The sequence below is a fragment of the Actinoplanes sp. 13 genome, from assembly GCF_056134165.1.
Window position 1 is genome coordinate 63,287 of sequence record NZ_JBVYOQ010000017.1, and the last position, 14,128, is coordinate 77,414.

Below are 14,128 nucleotides of genomic sequence, written 5' to 3' on the forward strand. Positions count from 1 at the left end.
CGGGGTCGCCGTCAGCATACCCAGGGGTGAACCGGAACAGTCACCTACCCGAGCGATCTCGGTACGTTCAGTTGATCTGTTGAGTCGGGATCTCTTAGGGAACCCTTACGGTCGTCGCCGTTGTCTCTTAGGCATGCCAGGCAGCTTTGCGCCCATGACGACGACCGCTGTGCACCCCGACGCCGGGAAAGATCGACACCGTCGCCCCCGCGCGGCGCCGCGCTGGTGGGGCGGCGCCGGCGCTCTGGCGGCCGGGCTGAGCCTGGTGATCGTCACCGCGCTGTGGGTGGGCAACGGCGGGCCGCGGGACGTCGCCGCCGGCGGTTCCGAGGCGATCACCGCGATCGGCCGGCTCACCGGCCTGTACGCCTCCGACCTGCTGCTGCTCCAGGTGCTGCTGATGGCCCGGATCCCGCTGGTCGAGCGGGCGTTCGGGCAGGACCGGCTGGCGCGCTGGCACCGGTGGACCGGCTTCAGCTCGTTCTGGCTGATGGCCGGGCACGTCGTGACGATCACGGTGGGATACGCGGCGGGTACGACCGGCGTCCTCACCCGGTTCGCCGAGCTGGTCCTGACCTACCCGGGCATGCTGCTCGCCGCGGCCGGCGCGTCGTTGCTGCTGCTGGTCGTGGTGACCTCGGTCCGGGTGGCCCGGCGCAGGCTGCGGTACGAGTCCTGGCACCTGCTGCACCTGTACGCGTACCTCGGCGTCGGGCTGGCGCTGCCGCACCAGATCTGGACCGGCGAGGACTTCGCGGGCAGCGCGGCCGCCCGCGCCTACTGGTGGACGCTGTACGCGGCCGCGGCGGGTGCCGTCGTCGCGTACCGCCTGGGTCTGCCGATCCTGCGCAACCGGAGGCACCGCCTGGTGGTCGAGCGGGTGGTCCCGGAGGGGCCGGGTCTGACCTCGGTGCATCTGAGCGGGCGGCGGCTCGGCGAGCTGCGGGCCCGCGCCGGCCAGTTCTTCCTGTGGCGGTTCCTGGACGGCGCCGGCTGGACCCGCGCCCACCCGTTCTCGCTCTCCGCCGCCCCGGGCGACGACCTGCTGCGGATCACCGTGAAGAGCCGGGGCGACGGCAGCGCCCGCGTCGCCTCGGTGCGGCCGGGCACCCGGGTGCTGTTCGAGGGGCCGTTCGGCCGGCTCACGGGCGAGCACTATCGGGGCGGGCCGGTGGTGTTGCTGGCCTGCGGCATCGGCATCACCCCGCTGCTGTCCCTGCTGGGGGAACTCCCTTACGGCGACGGCGAGGCGACGCTGATCTACCGGGTGCGCCGCGAGGAGGACCTGGCGTTCCGCCCGGAGCTGGAACAGTTCGTGGCACGGCGAGGAGTCACCGTGGTGCCGGTGATCGGGCCCCGGCCGGACCGGCCGTCCTGGCTGAACCGGGAACTCGCCGCCGACAGCGACGCGGTGGTGCTGCGGCAGGTGGCGCCGCGCATCGCGGAAGCCCGGGTCTACATCTGCGGGCCGGCGGAATGGGCGGCGGCCGCACGGCGGGCCGCGGTTTCTGCGGGGGTACGGCCTGCGCACGTCCACACCGAACTCTTCGCCTGGTAGAAGGGGTTTCTCTGATGCGACGGATCACTCTGTGGATGGTCTCCACCGTGGCGGCGCTCGTGCTGCTGTTCAGTTACCGCACCAGCACCGGCCTCACCGCCGGCGCCCCGGCGACGACAGCCGCCGCCTCCCCGGCCGGTTCCGACACGTTCGCCGGCCGGACCGTGTCGACGCGCGAGGGCGACGTCCAGGTCGTCATCACGGTCGTGGACGGAAAGGTCACCGCCGTCTCGGTGCCGGTCCGGCCCGGTGGGAGCCCGCGGCACGAGGAGATCAGCGCCCGGGCCGTCCCGCAGTTGGTGCAGGCGACCCTGGAGGCGCAGAGCGCCGGCATCGACGCGGTGTCCGGCGCCACGTACACCAGCGACGGGTACCGGGAGTCCCTGCAATCAGCGCTCGACGCCGCCCAGCTGTCCTGACCGCCGGCCCCGCTGGCACCCTTGGTGGCATGCGGATCCTGGTGGTGGAGGACGACGCGGCGGTCCGTGACTCGCTTGCGCGCACCCTGCGGTTCGAGGGATATCAGGTCGACACTGCCGGTGACGGCCTGCAGGCCCTGGACGTGGTGCGCGCGGGCGAGCCGGACGCGCTGATCCTCGACGTCAGCATGCCGCGGCTGGACGGGCTGGAGACCTGCCGGCAGCTGCGGGCCGGCGGCCTGGTGCTGCCGGTGCTGATGTTGACCGCCCGCGACACCGTCGGTGACCGGGTCGCCGGGCTCGACGCGGGCGCCGACGACTATCTGGTCAAGCCGTTCGCCCTGCAGGAGTTGCTGGCCCGGGTGCGGGCACTGCTGCGGCGGTCGGCGCTGACCTTCGGCGGGGCCGACCCGCAGCCGGCGGGTGAGTGGCTGGTCTTCGCCGACGTCCGGATGAACCCGGCCACCCGGGAGGTGTGGCGGGGGGACCGGCCGCTGCGGCTGACCCGCACCGAGTTCACCATCCTCGAGGCGTTCCTGCGGCATCCCCGGCAGGTGCTGTCCCGGGCGCTGCTGTTCGACCAGGTCTGGGGGTACGACTTCGGCGAGCAGTCCAACAGCCTGCACGTCTACCTCGGCTACCTGCGGCGCAAGCTCGAGGCCGAGGGGGAGGCGCGGTTGCTGCACACTGTCCGTGGCGTCGGGTTCGTGTTGCGGGAGGAGCCGCTGTGATCCGCTGGTGGCACTCGCGCACCCTGCACGCCCGGCTGTCCCTGTTGGTCACCGGCGCGGTGGCGGCCGCCGTGCTGATCGTCTCGGCGGGCGCCTTCCTCAGCGTCCGGGAGATCCAGAAGAGCAAGGTGTCGGCCGAGCTGATGGCCGACGCGCGCACCATCGCGGCCGACCCGCAGCAGTGGCTCGCGACCCAGAACATCCGAGGCGACTACGAGCACACCGAGGGCGGCGACTACCCCGGCGAGATCGGTCCCTGCTGGCAGATCCTCGGCCCGGCCGGCCAGGTGATCGGCGGCAGCGCCACCCCGCTACCGGTCACCGCGGCCGCGGGGCGGATCGCCGCCGGCGGCGACGAGCAGGTGCAGGAGGTGGTCACCGTCGGGCCCGGCGACTACCTGATGCTCACGGTGCCGATCGACGGCGGCGGCGCCGTGCAGGTCGGCGTCGACCCGGATCCCGACGAACGGGTGCTCGCGATGTTCGCGCTGCTGCTGGCGTTCGGCTGCGCGGCCGGGGTCGCCGGGGCGGCGCTGCTCGGCCGCACGGTGTCCCGGGCCGGGCTGGCCCCGGTGGACCGCCTCACCGGCGCCGTCGAGGGCGTCGCCGTGACGATGGACCTGACCCGCCCGATCGAGGTCAGCGGCAACGACGAGATCGCCCGCCTCGGGCGTTCCGTGAACGCCATGCTCGCGGCCATCGACGCGTCCCGCCGCGCGCAGCGGGCGCTGGTCGAGGACGCCGGACACGAGATGCGAACACCCTTGACCAGCATCCGTACGAACGTCGAGCTCCTGCTGGAGGTCGAGCGCAAACCCGAGCTGGCGCACCGGCTGACCGCCGACGACCGGGCCCGGCTCCTCGCCGACCTGGACGCCCAGGTGCGCGAGCTGGCCACCCTGACCACCGAGCTGGTCGAGCTGTCCCGCGAGGAGGGCAGCCGCGAGGCCGCCGAACCGGTCGAGCTCACCGAGGTGGTGACCGCCGCCGTCGGCCGGGTCCGGATCCGCGCGCCGGGGCTGACCTTCGACACGTCGCTGGCGCCGGTCACCGTCCTGGGCCGTCCCGGCGAGCTGGAGCGCATGGTCGTCAACGTGCTGGACAACGCCGCGAAATGGAGCCCGCCCGGCGGGACGGTCACGACCCGGCTGGTCGCGGACGGCGCCGGGGCCTGCCGGCTGACCGTCACCGACGCGGGGCCCGGCATCGCGCCGGAGGACCTGCCGTACGTCTTCGACCGGTTCTACCGCGCGCCGGCGGCCCGTTCCATGCCCGGTTCGGGTCTCGGGCTGGCCATCGTCGCGCAGACTGCCGCCCAGCACGCGGGCACCGTGACGGCCGAGCCCGCCACCCCGCACGGCACGGTCCTCACCGTCACCCTCCCCGTCACCGCCCCCATCCCGGTGCGGTGACCGAGGGCGCGTGCGACTCAGGGGAACAGGATGATCAGGACCACCGCGACCAGCAAGGTGGCCGGCAGGAACCAGCGGGCGGCCGCGAGCAGCAACCACGGTGTGGTGAAGGGCTCCGACCCGGTTCGCGGGTCGATGATGCGATCAGCGAGGACGCGGCCCGCCGCGGCCGGGAACCATGCCACGGCCGGCAGGAGCAGCCCGGCGGTCAGCAGCGCCACCGCGGGCACGTGGGCGACCGGTCCGGACCACAGCACCGGCGGCACCGCGGGCACCAGGAACGCGGCCGTCACCACGATCCCCCACGCCCACCTGCGGCGGAACAGCGCCGGACGGAAGATCGTGGCAATGACCAGTGGGAACACGGCGGTGCCGGCAGCGATGCCGGCCAGCTGCCCACCCGTCACCTCGGCCGGTCCGCCGTGCGTCAGTCCGTCCACACCGTTGAGGAGCGCCATGACTCCGGCGAGGGTGGCGAACGCCTGAGCGGTGGGGATCAGATATCTCCGCGCCAGGTCACCGGGGCGCCGGACGGGTGCGTGGGCGTCGCTCAGTGACCGGGCGTAGGTGACGGGATCGCCGAACGCCTCCACCGGGGTCTGGCCGCTGTCGGCGCAGTGAGCGTCCACCTCGGCCAGCACCTCACCGATGCGGTTGCCGGGCACCTCGCGCAGCCGCAGTTCGGTGATGAGGGTGTCGTGCCACGGATCCATCAGATGGCGGGCGGAAATCATGACGTCTCCTGGGATGTGGTGAGCGTGCGCCTGGTCGCGTCCACGAACCGGTCCCAGTCCCGGGACCGGCCGACGAGTTCACGGTGACCCGCCGGTGTGAGCGCGAAGTACTTGCGGCTCGGGCCCGAGTCGCCGGCCTGCCACGTCGACGTCACGAGCCCGTCGTTCTCCAGCCGGGCCAGGAGCGGATAGAGGGTCCCGCCCTTGACCGTGCCGAGCCCGGCCTCGGCCAGCCGCTGACTGATGGCGTAGCCGTACGTCGGCCCTTCGGTCAGCACGCCCAGCACGCAGAGGGTGAGCACCCCTCGGAGCCATTCGGCGGGCCACTGGGTCTCGCTCACAACTAGATGGTAGGGCTACCTAGATTGCCACGCAACCTAGCCGCGATCCGGTTGTGCCGATGAGTGGTTCTCGATGTACTGAGAACAACCTGTCCTGATTAGCGGAGGCGCCCGATGACCGAGCTGACCCTGGCCGAGGCCGAGGAGATCCTGGCGGGCGCGTTGCGGCGTGGCGAGCGGCTGGGGACGGCCCTCAGCGTGGCCGTCGTCGACGCCGGCGGCCACCTGATCGCGGTGAAGCGGTCGGACGGCGCCGGCGCGCTCACCTCGAGCATCGCGATCGCGATCGCCTACAGTGCGGCGATCGAGGAGCGCCCGGCCAACGTGCTGCACGACTGGGCGCAGCGCAATCCGACCTTCTTCGCGACTCTGTCCGAGACGGCGGCGGTGAGCGCCGAGGGCGGGGCGACGATCAGGCGGGGCGGAAAGATCCTCGGTGGCCTCGGTGTCTCCGGCGGCACCCCGGTGCAGGATCAGCGGGCGTCCCGCGACGTGCTGGCGGACCTGGGGTACGAGCAGACCGGCGGGTGAGCCGGACGTCCCGTTCCGCCTCGGCCGAACGGAGCCTTCCGCACGTCCGGCGGCCCCGCGATGCCTCCTGCGGGGCCGTGCTGCGGTTCGATGTGAGGGTCGAACGAGCAGGGGGAGGCGACACGTGGCGGACGAGACCGTCGGGATCGTCGGTGCAGGCATCGTCGGGCTGGCCATCGGCCGGGAGATCACGCTGCGGCGCCCGGGCACCCGGGTCGTGGTGCTGGAGAAGGAAGCCGAGGTGGCGCTGCACCAGACGGGACACAACTCGGGGGTCGTGCACGCCGGAATCTACTATCCGCCGGGCAGCCTGAAGGCCGAGCTGTGCACCCGGGGCCGGCTGCTGCTGCGGCAGTTCTGCGCGGAGCGGGGCATCGTGTACGACGAATGCGGCAAACTCGTCGTGGCGGTGGGCAAGGACGAGTTGGGGCGGCTGGACCACCTGGAGAAGCGGGCCGTGGAGAACGGGGTGCCCGGCCTGCGCCGGGTCGACCCGGCCGGGATCCGCGACATCGAGCCGCACGCCGCGGGGCTGGCGGCGCTGCACTCGCCGGAGACGGCGATCACCGACTTCCCGGCGGTGGCGCGAGCGTTCGCGCAGGACATCATGGCGGCCGGCGGGGAGGTGCGCACGGGCTTCGCGGTGACCCGGGTCGAGCGGTCCGGCGGGCGGATCCGGGTGGTCGCGGGGGAGCGGGACGTGGTCGTGGACCGGCTGATCGTCTGCGCCGGGATCCACACCGACACGGTGGCGCGGCTGGCCGGGGACGTCGCCGAGCCGCGGATCATCCCGTTCCGGGGTGAGTACATGCGGGTGCGCCCGGAGAAGGCGGACCTGGTGCGCGGCATGATCTATCCGGTGCCGGACCCGCGGTACCCGTTCCTCGGCGTGCACTTCACCCGCCGGGTGAGCGGGGTGGTCGAGGTCGGGCCGAACGCTGTGCTCGCGACCGCCCGCGAGGGATACACGCGGACCACGGTCTCGCTGGCCGACCTGGCCGGTATGGCGGCCTGGCCGGGGACCTGGCAGATGGCCCGCAGGCACTGGCGTACCGGGGTCAAGGAGGTGCGCGGGTCGCTGTCCAGGCGGCGGTACATGGCGGAGGCCATGCGGTACGTGCCGGAGATCGGCGCGGACGATGTGGAACGGGCCGGGGCGGGGGTGCGGGCCCAGGCGCTGGACCGGGACGGCGCCCTGGTGGACGACTTCCGGATCCACCGGCTGGGGCCGGTGACCGCGGTCCGGAACGCGCCGTCACCGGCGGCCACGTCGTCGCTCGCGATCGCCCAGCACGTGGTGACCGAGATCTTCGCCTAGCGTGTGAAGTTGGGGCGCGTATCGCACCCGAACTTCACACGCTGCGGTTCTTTGTGTGTGAAGTTCGGGTGCGTATCGCACCCGAACTTCACACGCTGTGGCTTGCGCGGCGGCGGGCGGCCGGGACGACCAGGGGCGTGCCGCTCTCCGGGTCGTCGATCACCCGGCAGGGCAGCCCGAACACCTCCTCGACCAGCTCGGCGGTGAGCACGTCACCCGGGCGCCCGGACTTCGCGACCTTGCCGCCGCGCATCGCGATCAGGTGGGTGGCGTACCGGGCGGCGTGGTTGAGGTCGTGCAGCACGGCCACCAGGGTTCGGCCCCGCGTCTCGTGCAGCTCGGCGCAGAGGTCCAGCACCTCGATCTGGTGGGCGATGTCCAGATAGGTGGTCGGCTCGTCGAGCAGCAGCAGCGGCGTCTGCTGGGCCAGGGCCATGGCCAGCCACACCCGCTGGCGCTGACCGCCGGAGAGTTCGTCGACGTTGCGGTCGGCCAGGTCGGCCACGCCGGTGGACGCCATCGACTCGGTGACGATCCGTTCGTCGGCGGACGACCAGCGGCGGATCAGGCTCTGGTGCGGGTACCGGCCGCGGGCCACCAGCTCGGCCACGGTGATGCCGTCCGGGGCGGTGGACGACTGCGGCAGCAGGCCGAGCTGCTTGGCGACCGAGCGCGTGGGCAGCGAGTGCACGTCCTGGCCGTCCAGCAGCACCGTGCCGGCCTGCGGCTTGAGCAGCCGGGACAGGGCACGGAGCAGGGTGGACTTGCCGCAGGCGTTCGGGCCGATGATGACGGTGAACGAGCCGTCCGGGATGTCGACGCTCAGCTGTTCGGCGATGATCCGCTTGTCGTACGCGAGGGTCATGCCGGCGCCGCTCAGGCGGGGCTTGCCACCGGTCATGGTGCCTCCAGTCGCTTGTTCCATCAGATCCGGCCCGCCTTGCGTTCCGTGGTGAGCAGCCAGACGAGGTACGCCCCGCCGACGATGCCGGTGACGACGCCGACCGGCAGCGGCTTCGGGCCGTGCTGCGCGAGGTAGTCGGCGCCGACCAGCAGCAGCGCGCCCATCGCGAGCGACGGCACCAGGTTGGGGCCGGGCGCCCGGGTGAGGCGTTTGGCCAGGTGCGGCGCGATCAGCGCGACGAACGCGACCGGCCCGGCCGCGGCCGCGGCGCAGGAGACCAGCAGCGCGGCGGTGAACAGCGAGCCGGTGCGCAGGACATTGACGGGTACGCCCAGCGCAGCCGCCGAGTCGTCACCCATCTCCAGGATCCGCAGTCCCGGCCCGCAGGCGAGCAGCAGCACCGGAAGCGTGACGGCGAGGACCCCGAGCAGCGGCCCGGCCTGCTGCCAGTCCCGCCCGTCGAGGCTGCCGGTGAGCCAGAGCAGGGCCCGCGCGTTCTCCATCTGCACGCCCCGGGTGAGCAGATATCCGCTGATGCCGGTGAGTATCGCGGCCATCCCGATGCCGACCAGGATGAACCGGTAGCCGTGCAGGCCGTGCCGGCCACCGATGAGCTGGATCAGCAGCGCGGCGAGGAGACCGCCGGCCACCGCCGCCAGGGAGAGCTGCGTGCTGGTGCCGCCGAGGATCACCACGGCGAGGGCGGCGGTGCTCGCGCCGTTGGTGATGCCGAGCACGTCCGGGCTGCCGAGCGGGTTGCGCACCAGGGACTGGAAGACCGCGCCGCCGGCGGCCAGGGCGACACCCACCGACAAAGCGGTGACGGTACGCGGGAGGCGCAGCTCGTTGACGATGAAGTCCTGCGCGGCGGTGCCCTGCCCGAGAAGGGTGCCGACCACGTCGGCGGGTGCGATCGGGTATTCGCCGGTGCCGAGGCTCAGGACGCTGATGACCGCCGCGCCGAGCAGCGCCGCCACGCCGACGACGACCGCCCGGGGGCGGACGCCGACCCGGCTGCGGATGGTCCCTTCGATGGTGGTCATCTGGCAGCTCGCACGAGATAGAGGAAGAGGGGGCCGCCGAGCACCGCGGTGACGGTGCCGACCTGCAGCTCGCCGGGGCTGCCGAGGATCCGGCCGAGCACGTCGGCGCCGAGCAGGAGCACCGGGGCGAGCACCGCGGTGTAGGGCAGCATCCAGCGCAGGTCCGGGCCGGTGAACGGGCGGACCATGTGCGGGATGAGCAGTCCGATGAAGACGATCGGCCCGCAGGCGGCGGTGGCACCGCCGCAGAGCAGCGTGACCGCCACGATCACCGCGATCCGGATCATCGTGGGCCGGGCGCCGAGCGCGCGGGCCGCGTCGTCGCCGAGCGACAGCGCGTTCAGCGGGCGGGCCACCGCGAGGGCGACCAGCAGCCCGGCCGCGAAGAACGGCAGCAGCCGGGTCACGGTGGCGAAGTCCGCGCTGGCCAGTGAGCCGGCGGTCCAGAACCGCACCTTCTCGATCGCCTGCGAGTCGGAGAGCAGCGTGGCGCTCACATAGGAGTAGAGCGTGGCGTTGAGCGCCGCGCCGGCCAGCGCCAGGCGGGCGGGGGTGGCGGACCGGCCGCCGCCCACCGCGTACACCAGTGCGGTGACCACCGCGGCGCCCAGCAGGGCGAACCAGATGTAGCCGTAGAACGTGCCGATGCCGAGGAACACCGCGGCGCTGGCCACGCCGGCCGAGGCGCCGGCGTTGATGCCGAGCAGGCCGGGGTCGGCGAGCGGGTTGCGGGTCAGCGCCTGCATGATCGCGCCGGCCAGGCCGAGCGCCATGCCGACCATCAGGCCGAGCAGTGTCCGGGGCAGCCGCATGTCGTGGACGATCCGGTAGGACGGCGACGCCGGGTCCACCAGCCCCGCCCAGACCTCGGCCGGGGAGAGGAACCGGGCCCCGAAGCCGACGCTCACCACCAGCACCGCGGCCAGCACGACGACTGCGGCAAGCAGTCCGATGAGGCGCGTCGAGGAACGCCGAACCGGCGGCGCCGGCGGCGTCGCGGCGTTCACCCCCGGTCCCGTGAGGGTGTCAAAGGTGGACAGTTGCGGCTCCCGTCACGGTTCGGCTGGTGGTGTTGACGCGCGTTCGGTTCGTTAGGTTAGCCTAACCATCCACCCGGTCGAACGACTGGTCGTAACCCGAGGAAAGAATGACGATGAAGTACTCCAACCTTTCTCTGTCCCGCCGGGGCCTGCTGGCCGCCGGTGGCGCCGCCGGCCTCGGCGCGCTGCTCAGCGCGTGTGGTGGCAACACGGACAGCGGGTCGCCGGCCGGCAACTCCTCGGCGGCCGCCGCCGGTCCGTGGAGCTTCACCGACGATCAGCCCAAGGACCACAAGGCGGACAAGACGCCGGCGCGGCTGGTCGCCTTCACCGGCACCGCCGCCGCGCTGGCCGACCTCGGCCTGGGCGACCGGATCGTCGGGGTGTTCGGCGAGACCAAGAAGGCCGACGGCACCGCCGAGGACCAGGCCGGCGACCTCGACATCAGCAAGGTCGAGATCATCGGCAACGCGTGGGGCGAGTTCTCGGTGGAGAAGTACGCGGCGCTCAACCCCGAGCTGCTGGTCACCCACATGTTCGACCCGGGGGCGTACTGGTACATCCCGGACGAGAGCAAGGACAAGATCCTCGGGCTCGCGCCGACCGCCACCGTCACCGTCGGCCGGGTGCCCCTGCCCAAGCCGATCCAGCGGTACGCCGATCTGGCCGCCTCGCTCGGCGCCGACCTGAACGCGCCGAAGGTCACCGAGGCCAAGGCCCGGTTCGAGAAGGCCGCCGCCGACCTGTCCGCGGCCGCCAAGGCGAGCGGCGGCATCAAGGTCCTGGCCGGCTCCGGGTCGCCCGACATCTTCTATGTGTCGAACCCCAAGGTGTCGTCCGACATCATGTACTTCAAGGAGCTCGGCGTCGACATCATCGTCCCGGAGAAGACCGACGGCGGTGACTATTACGAGTCGCTGAGCTGGGAGAACGCCGACAAGTACCACGCCGACATCATCATCCTGGACGCGCGGTCCGGCACCCTGCAGCCGAAGGACCTGACCAGCAAGCCGGCCTGGAACGCGCTGCCCGCGGTCAAGGCCAACCAGATCTTCCCGTGGCAGGCCGTGCCGATCTACTCGTGGGCCGGTTCCGCCCCGCTGCTCGAGGCGATGACCGCCGCCATCACGAAGTCCAAGAAGCTCGCCTGACCCACGATGCCCGCTGCCGTGCTTCGGCAGCGGGCATCAGCACGTATCAGCGGGCGCGACCGGAGGTCGCGCCCGCTGCTGCTGCGGCGATCAGTGGGTGCGCGGGTCGGTGTCGTTGCTGCGGCTGCCTGCCTTGGCCAGGCCGCGGCTGATCATGTAGCCGATGGTCAGCAGGGTGATGTACCACCAGGCCTTGTCGGCGGCGAAATAGTCGGCGCCGTTGTTGGCCGAACCGTCGCCGACCGCGTTGGACGCGATGAGTACGCCGATCACCGCGAGCACGTAGACGATCAGCTCGGTGGTCTTGAAGGAGGGCTTGGTCTCCTCGCCGCGGACGCGGGCGGTCTTCACGGTGACGTTCTCGTGGTGGGCCGGGGTGCTGATAGCCATGACGATCTCCTCGGGGGTCCTCTTCAGCCGTTTGATCTGGTGCACAGTGGCTACCCGAGCCTCCGAGGCGACAATCAGCATTCTCACAGCTTGTGTCCGTACCGTTACCTTTAAGCCTGTTTATGAGTGATTCTCATGACCCGTCGGGCGAGGTCGCGATCGTCACGTTTGTTGCGAAACGGACATTCCATACCTTACGGTCTACGGCATGTCCAGTGATCGCCCGATCTTCGTCGTCGGCTGCCCCCGCTCCGGCACGACGATGCTCCAGCTGATGCTGCACGCCCACCCGCGGATCGCGCTGCCGCCGGAGAGCCGCTTCCTGCTGCCGGCGTACTTCCGGCGGCACGAGTTCGGCGACCTCAGCGAGTCGGCGCAGCGCCGCAACCTCGCGCTGTGGATCACCGGGACGGCGCACTTCGGCGACCTCGGCCTCAGCACCGAGGCCGTCGTCGAGGCGATCGTCGCGGCGCCGCCGACGCTCGGCTCGGCGCTCGGCACGGTCTTCAAGATGTACGCCGACCGGTTCGGCAAACCCCGGTGGGGGGACAAGCGTCCCGCGTACCTGCGCAACCTGCGCGTCCTGCTGCGGCTGTTCCCGGACGCCCAGATCATCAACATCGTCCGGGACGGCCGGGACTGCGTCGCGTCGCTGCGCGAGACGCCGTGGGCGCCGGCCGACCTCAGCGAGATGATCGACTATTGGGCGCGCTCGGCCGACGCCACCCTGCGGGCCGCCCGCGACTATCCGGCCGACGTCTATCACCAGGTGCGGTACGAGGACCTGGTCGCCGGCCCGGAGCCGCACCTGCGCGCGATCTGCCGGTTCCTCGGCGAGGACTACGACCCGGCGATGGCCCGCCCGTCCGAGGTGGCCCCGGTGGCGGTGCCCGAGTACAAGACCTGGCACGCGCTGACCCGCTCGGGCGTGACCACCGCGCGGGTGAGCAGCTGGCAGTCCCGGCTCAGCACGGAGGAGATCCGGCGGTGCGAGGCGGTCTTCGGCGACCGGCTCACCCGGTTCGGCTATCAGCTGTCCACGGTCGCCCGGCCCGGCCCGCGGGTGCGGGCGACGCGCACCTGGCTGACCGTGCGGGACCGGCTCGGCCCGGCCCGGGAGCGCGCCGAGGACGTCACCGTCCGGTTGCGCCCCCGTCGCCGTTCCCCGGTCCTGCCCTCCCGCCTCACCTGACCGCCCCCACCTCACACACTCAACGCTCACAACCGAGTGTGTGAAGTTGAGGTCCGATCCGAACCGCAACTTCACACACTGAAAGCCTGCCGGGTGTGTGAAGTTGGGGTTCGATTCGAACCGGAAGTTCACACGCTGAGCGTGTGGTGCTGGTCAGGCGGCGCCGGTGTAGGCGGCGTAGGTGTTGGCCGCCCGGGTCCGGGCCTCCTCCGGGTCGGTGCCCGAGGCGATGTCCGCGTCGGCCCACCCGTCGCTGCTGAGCTTCATGAAGAGCTTGCCGTCCTCGGAGGCGCTCCAGGCCATGATCGCGTCGTTGTCGCGCGGCCCGTCCGGGTCGGCGAGGTGCGTCGCCAGGCCCATCAGGCCCATGTCCCAGCCGATTCCGACCGCACCGGGCCCGAACTGGTTCCAGTGGTCGTCGACGTGCGCCACGTGTTCCAGCTCGAACCGGGTCCGGCCGGGACCCTCCTCGTGCAGCGTCACGGTGACCCAGCTGACCTGGCCGCCCATCTCCCACGTCACCGCGTAGGACCGGGGGCGGTCGCAGCTGGTGATCGTCCCGCCGGCGTTGCCCTCGAACTGGTATTTGCCGCCCTCGCGCAGCTCGCCGGAGATCGGCAGGAACCAGCGCTCGATCCGCTCGGCGGTGGTGACCACGTCCCACAGGTCCTCGAGGTCGGTGTCGTAGGCCTGGCTGATCGTCAGCACGCGCGCCTCACCGGCTTCCAGCGTCCGGGTGCCGAGCTCCCGCCGTACGCTGCTGATCTGCTCTTTGGTGTCGATCATGAGTCTCTCGCTCCTGATGAGGGGTCGGAATCGGTGGCGGCGGCCAGCCGCCGCATGCGCTTGCCCCGGGCCACCTCGGTCGCCATCGCGGCCAGGCGCGGCGCCCAGAACCGCCGGAACGGCTCCAGCCACTCGTCCACCTGCCGCAGCGCGGTGTCGTCGACCGCGTAGAGACGGCGGGCACCGTCCGGCCGCACGGTGGCGAACCCGTTGTCCCGCAGCACCTTGAGGTGCTGTGAGACGGCCGGCTGGGTGATGCCGAACTCCGCCCGGATGGTGGCGGTCACGGCGCCGGAGGACTGCTCACCGTCGGCGAGCAGCTCCAGGATCCGGCGCCGGACCGGATCGCCGAGGACATCGAACGCATGCACAGCGTCACCTTATCAGGAATAGCTTATATAAGTAGACCCTTAAAATAGGAGCGCCGGGGCCCACCCGTGGGTGGACCCCGGCGCGGGACGGGCGGCCCGGTCGTGGGAGGCCCGGGCCGCCCACCGGAGCCGCTCTGGCGGGAGCGGCACCGGAGGTTCGCCGGCCAGGCGAAGTGTGGGGACTTAGGGTGCGGAGCGAACCCGAAC

Annotated in this window: 16 protein-coding genes; 8 read left to right on the forward strand and 8 right to left on the reverse strand. The window is 71.9% G+C overall.

From position 1 onward, the window contains the following. Positions 1 to 154: 154 nt before the first annotated feature. Genes AC0NH5_RS28040 through AC0NH5_RS28055 form a run of 4 tightly spaced genes read left to right on the forward strand, consistent with a single transcriptional unit; the run spans position 155 to position 4,120 of the window. Positions 155 to 1,558: a ferredoxin reductase family protein gene (locus AC0NH5_RS28040; RefSeq protein WP_474409476.1), complete on the forward strand. Its 1,404-nt coding sequence runs from the start codon at positions 155 to 157 to the stop codon at positions 1,556 to 1,558. A gap of 14 nt (positions 1,559 to 1,572) precedes the next feature. Further along, positions 1,573 to 1,977, forward strand: coding sequence for an FMN-binding protein (locus AC0NH5_RS28045; protein ID WP_474409477.1), 405 nt, complete (start codon positions 1,573 to 1,575; stop codon positions 1,975 to 1,977). A 29-nt stretch (positions 1,978 to 2,006) separates the two neighbouring features. Then, on the forward strand, positions 2,007 to 2,708 hold the full coding sequence (locus AC0NH5_RS28050) for a response regulator transcription factor (protein WP_474409478.1): 702 nt from the start codon (positions 2,007 to 2,009) through the stop codon (positions 2,706 to 2,708). Then, positions 2,705 to 4,120 carry a HAMP domain-containing sensor histidine kinase gene (locus tag AC0NH5_RS28055; protein WP_474409480.1) on the forward strand — a complete coding sequence of 472 codons (1,416 nt, stop codon included), beginning with the start codon at positions 2,705 to 2,707 and terminating at the stop codon, positions 4,118 to 4,120. Before AC0NH5_RS28050 ends, AC0NH5_RS28055 begins: the two co-directional genes overlap by 4 nt. Before the next feature lie 17 nt (positions 4,121 to 4,137). Here AC0NH5_RS28055 and AC0NH5_RS28060 read toward each other — a convergent pair whose 3' ends face one another. Beyond that, entirely contained in the window at positions 4,138 to 4,854 is a 717-nt protein-coding gene (locus tag AC0NH5_RS28060) for a hypothetical protein (RefSeq protein WP_474409482.1), read from the reverse strand. Beyond that, positions 4,851 to 5,195, reverse strand: coding sequence for a PadR family transcriptional regulator (locus AC0NH5_RS28065; RefSeq protein ID WP_474409485.1), 345 nt, complete (start codon positions 5,193 to 5,195; stop codon positions 4,851 to 4,853). Before AC0NH5_RS28065 ends, AC0NH5_RS28060 begins: the two co-directional genes overlap by 4 nt. 114 nt (positions 5,196 to 5,309) lie before the next feature. Between AC0NH5_RS28065 and AC0NH5_RS28070 the strand changes: the two genes are divergently transcribed. Both AC0NH5_RS28070 and lhgO read left to right on the forward strand, forming a co-directional pair. Then, the gene (locus AC0NH5_RS28070; RefSeq protein ID WP_474409488.1) at positions 5,310 to 5,726 is read left to right on the forward strand and encodes a GlcG/HbpS family heme-binding protein; all 417 of its coding nucleotides are present in this window, start codon (positions 5,310 to 5,312) and stop codon (positions 5,724 to 5,726) included. 124 nt (positions 5,727 to 5,850) lie between these two features. Next, positions 5,851 to 7,044, forward strand: coding sequence for an L-2-hydroxyglutarate oxidase (gene lhgO, locus AC0NH5_RS28075; protein ID WP_474409491.1), 1,194 nt, complete (start codon positions 5,851 to 5,853; stop codon positions 7,042 to 7,044). An 88-nt stretch (positions 7,045 to 7,132) separates the two neighbouring features. Here the strand turns inward: lhgO and AC0NH5_RS28080 are convergent, their stop codons facing one another. The 3 genes from AC0NH5_RS28080 to AC0NH5_RS28090 are packed head-to-tail and all read right to left on the reverse strand — an operon-like array spanning position 7,133 to position 9,920. Continuing rightward, a complete protein-coding gene (locus AC0NH5_RS28080; RefSeq protein ID WP_474409493.1) occupies positions 7,133 to 7,945 on the reverse strand; it encodes an ABC transporter ATP-binding protein in 813 nt (270 codons plus the stop codon). Between the two features lie 23 nt (positions 7,946 to 7,968). Then, the gene (locus tag AC0NH5_RS28085) at positions 7,969 to 8,991 is read right to left on the reverse strand and encodes a FecCD family ABC transporter permease (RefSeq protein ID WP_474409495.1); all 1,023 of its coding nucleotides are present in this window, start codon (positions 8,989 to 8,991) and stop codon (positions 7,969 to 7,971) included. After that, positions 8,988 to 9,920: a FecCD family ABC transporter permease gene (locus tag AC0NH5_RS28090; RefSeq protein WP_474409682.1), complete on the reverse strand. Its 933-nt coding sequence runs from the start codon at positions 9,918 to 9,920 to the stop codon at positions 8,988 to 8,990. The genes AC0NH5_RS28085 and AC0NH5_RS28090 overlap by 4 nt, the downstream gene beginning before the upstream one ends. Positions 9,921 to 10,138: 218 nt before the next feature. Here AC0NH5_RS28090 and AC0NH5_RS28095 point away from each other — a divergent pair, with 218 nt between their 5' ends. Then, positions 10,139 to 11,182, forward strand: a complete 1,044-nt coding sequence (locus AC0NH5_RS28095) for an ABC transporter substrate-binding protein (RefSeq protein WP_474409497.1) — start codon at positions 10,139 to 10,141, stop codon at positions 11,180 to 11,182. A gap of 90 nt (positions 11,183 to 11,272) precedes the next feature. Here AC0NH5_RS28095 and AC0NH5_RS28100 read toward each other — a convergent pair whose 3' ends face one another. Then, positions 11,273 to 11,572, reverse strand: coding sequence for a hypothetical protein (locus tag AC0NH5_RS28100; RefSeq protein WP_474409500.1), 300 nt, complete (start codon positions 11,570 to 11,572; stop codon positions 11,273 to 11,275). Positions 11,573 to 11,780: 208 nt separating this feature from the next. Between AC0NH5_RS28100 and AC0NH5_RS28105 the strand changes: the two genes are divergently transcribed. After that, positions 11,781 to 12,764 (forward strand): sulfotransferase family protein, encoded by a 984-nt coding sequence (locus tag AC0NH5_RS28105; protein WP_474409502.1) that lies wholly within the window; start codon positions 11,781 to 11,783, stop codon positions 12,762 to 12,764. A 153-nt stretch (positions 12,765 to 12,917) separates the two neighbouring features. Here AC0NH5_RS28105 and AC0NH5_RS28110 read toward each other — a convergent pair whose 3' ends face one another. Both AC0NH5_RS28110 and AC0NH5_RS28115 read right to left on the reverse strand, forming a co-directional pair. Then, positions 12,918 to 13,550 (reverse strand): SRPBCC family protein, encoded by a 633-nt coding sequence (locus AC0NH5_RS28110; protein ID WP_474409504.1) that lies wholly within the window; start codon positions 13,548 to 13,550, stop codon positions 12,918 to 12,920. Then, complete coding sequence (locus AC0NH5_RS28115; protein ID WP_474409507.1) at positions 13,547 to 13,921, reverse strand: ArsR/SmtB family transcription factor; 375 nt, start codon at positions 13,919 to 13,921, stop codon at positions 13,547 to 13,549. The genes AC0NH5_RS28110 and AC0NH5_RS28115 overlap by 4 nt, the downstream gene beginning before the upstream one ends. Positions 13,922 to 14,128 lie beyond the last annotated feature (207 nt).

Excerpts from the sequence above, each read along its gene's own strand:
- AC0NH5_RS28095 (WP_474409497.1), top strand. The coding sequence starts at position 10,139 with ATGACGATGAAGTACTCCAACCTTTCTCTGTCCCGCCGGGGCCTGCTG.
- AC0NH5_RS28085 (WP_474409495.1), bottom strand. The coding sequence starts at position 8,991 with ATGACCACCATCGAAGGGACCATCCGCAGCCGGGTCGGCGTCCGCCCC.
- AC0NH5_RS28050 (WP_474409478.1), top strand. The coding sequence starts at position 2,007 with ATGCGGATCCTGGTGGTGGAGGACGACGCGGCGGTCCGTGACTCGCTT.
- AC0NH5_RS28040 (WP_474409476.1), top strand. The coding sequence starts at position 155 with ATGACGACGACCGCTGTGCACCCCGACGCCGGGAAAGATCGACACCGT.
- AC0NH5_RS28060 (WP_474409482.1), bottom strand. The coding sequence starts at position 4,854 with ATGATTTCCGCCCGCCATCTGATGGATCCGTGGCACGACACCCTCATC.
- AC0NH5_RS28070 (WP_474409488.1), top strand. The coding sequence starts at position 5,310 with ATGACCGAGCTGACCCTGGCCGAGGCCGAGGAGATCCTGGCGGGCGCG.
- AC0NH5_RS28105 (WP_474409502.1), top strand. The coding sequence starts at position 11,781 with ATGTCCAGTGATCGCCCGATCTTCGTCGTCGGCTGCCCCCGCTCCGGC.
- AC0NH5_RS28110 (WP_474409504.1), bottom strand. The coding sequence starts at position 13,550 with ATGATCGACACCAAAGAGCAGATCAGCAGCGTACGGCGGGAGCTCGGC.
- AC0NH5_RS28100 (WP_474409500.1), bottom strand. The coding sequence starts at position 11,572 with ATGGCTATCAGCACCCCGGCCCACCACGAGAACGTCACCGTGAAGACC.
- AC0NH5_RS28045 (WP_474409477.1), top strand. The coding sequence starts at position 1,573 with ATGCGACGGATCACTCTGTGGATGGTCTCCACCGTGGCGGCGCTCGTG.
- AC0NH5_RS28080 (WP_474409493.1), bottom strand. The coding sequence starts at position 7,945 with ATGACCGGTGGCAAGCCCCGCCTGAGCGGCGCCGGCATGACCCTCGCG.